The sequence below is a fragment of the Fictibacillus aquaticus genome (assembly GCF_002245695.1).
GTDB classification, from domain to species: domain Bacteria; phylum Bacillota; class Bacilli; order Bacillales; family Fictibacillaceae; genus Fictibacillus; species Fictibacillus aquaticus.
Map to the genome: position 1 here is coordinate 1 of NZ_NOII01000071.1, position 1824 is coordinate 1824.

A 1824-nucleotide genomic window follows, 5' to 3' on the forward strand; every position below is an offset into this window, starting at 1 on the left:
AAGGCTTCCGTTTCAGGCGGTTTTTCATACGAACACGTATAAAGACGACAGCGTGCTGAAAGATCAGCTGCAAACATACGAGGAAGAGACGGCAGCTTATTATTCAGAAAGTACAGGCGGGAAAAGAACAGCAGGCTGGGTGCGTCAGATGATGTCTTCGATGGCACAGCCTAAACGTACATATATGAAGAACTTTATCAGCAGCAAAAGATTAAACAATAAATAGTGAAAAAATGAGAATTTATGGTAAAGGGAGAGTGAAGCGATGATCTCAATCGGAGTTACTGGATGGGGAGACCACGATACGTTATATCCTGACGGCACACCGCCTAAAGACAAACTGGAAGTATACGCCGGTCATTTTCCTGTCGTGGAAGTGGATGCAGCTTTCTATGCAGTACAGCCAGTGCGGAACTACGAGCGCTGGGTTTCTCAAACGCCGGACACCTTTTCGTTTGTGGTCAAAGCTTATCAGGGGATGACCGGACATGCCCGCGGAAAGGTTCCGTTTGAAACGACGAAAGAGATGTTTGATGCGTTCAAGGAATCAATTAAACCAGTTATTGAAGCAGGAAAACTTGAGATGGTGCTTTTTCAATATCCTCCATGGTTTGAATGTGACAAAGAGAGCGTCCAGATGCTGCGCTTTACAAAAGAAATGATGGGTGATATTCCAACAGCCATTGAATTCAGGAATCAATCCTGGTATTTGCCTGAGGTAAAGGAAAAAACACTCCATTTCATAAAAGATGAAGGCTGGATACATACAGTATGCGATGAGCCACAGGCAGGTACTGGCTCCGTGCCGCTCGTACCTTATGCAACTGAAAAAGCAGTGCTTGTCAGGCTGCATGGCAGGAACGTTCATGGCTGGAACAATCACGGACAGTCCAACTGGCGGGACGTCCGTTATTTGTACCGCTACAACGAAAAAGAATTGCTAGAATGGAAATCTATAATAGAGAAGCTCCAAAAAGAGACCAAGAAAGTGGTCATGCTGTTCAACAACAACTCTGGCGGCGACGCAGCGGATAACGCCNNGGTTGGCACCAAGACAGCTGGATTTATTTTAGGAGGGACGAATATGGTTTGGATTCTTCTGTTCGCCCTCGGGCTTGCAGCGGGGACGTTAGGCAGCATAATCGGTCTTGGCGGAGGCATCCTGATCGTGCCTGGCCTGCTGTCAGGACAAAACTTTCTTCCGGGGCTGCCAGATTTCACCCCGCAGACGGCCGTAGGGACATCAATCGTTATTTTAATTGTAACAGGGTTTGCTGCGACTAGGTCCTACATGGCAGACAAACGCATTGATTTTAAGAGCGGCTGGCTTTTCTTTCTCGGAAGCGGACCGGGTTCTTTTGTGGGTGCCGCGTTTAACGAACAGGTGGATGAAGGGCTTTTTTCTCTTCTTTTCGGCTCGTTCATGCTGCTTGTATCCATCCTGCTGATGGTAAAAGATAAGCTTCCTAAAGCAACCTTCAAAAATGGATGGGAGCGGACATTCACAGACACCTCTGGGAATGTATTTGCCTACCGCTATCCACCAGCGGCAGCACTGCTTATCTCCTTTATAGTCGGAATCATCTCTGGCCTGTTCGGTATTGGCGGCGGTTCGCTCATGGTGCCGGCGATGATGCTGCTATTTGGCTTTCCTGTTACGGTAGCGGTCGCGACTAGCATGTTCATGATCTTTCTATCTAGTATTACGGGCAGCATCGCGCATATCTATTACGGCAATGTAGTATGGCAAGCCGTGATATTTCTTGTTCCAGGTGCCTACCTAGGTGGCAGACTCGGTGCGTACATCCACAAAAAGCTGCCGGC

1 protein-coding gene and 2 pseudogenes are annotated in these 1824 nt (G+C 47.9%); all 3 read left to right on the top strand.

All coding sequences use genetic code 11. The annotated features are described in order from the left end of the window. A pseudogene (locus CGZ90_RS20895) lies at positions 1-226 on the top strand (NADPH-dependent oxidoreductase); the annotation flags it as partial. Positions 227-265: 39 nt separating this feature from the next. Beyond that, positions 266-1073: pseudogene (locus CGZ90_RS21145) on the top strand (DUF72 domain-containing protein). 11 nt (positions 1074-1084) lie between these two features. Next, positions 1085-1824 (top strand): sulfite exporter TauE/SafE family protein (locus tag CGZ90_RS21150; RefSeq protein ID WP_240515499.1); only part of this gene is annotated, 740 nt, incomplete at its 3' end.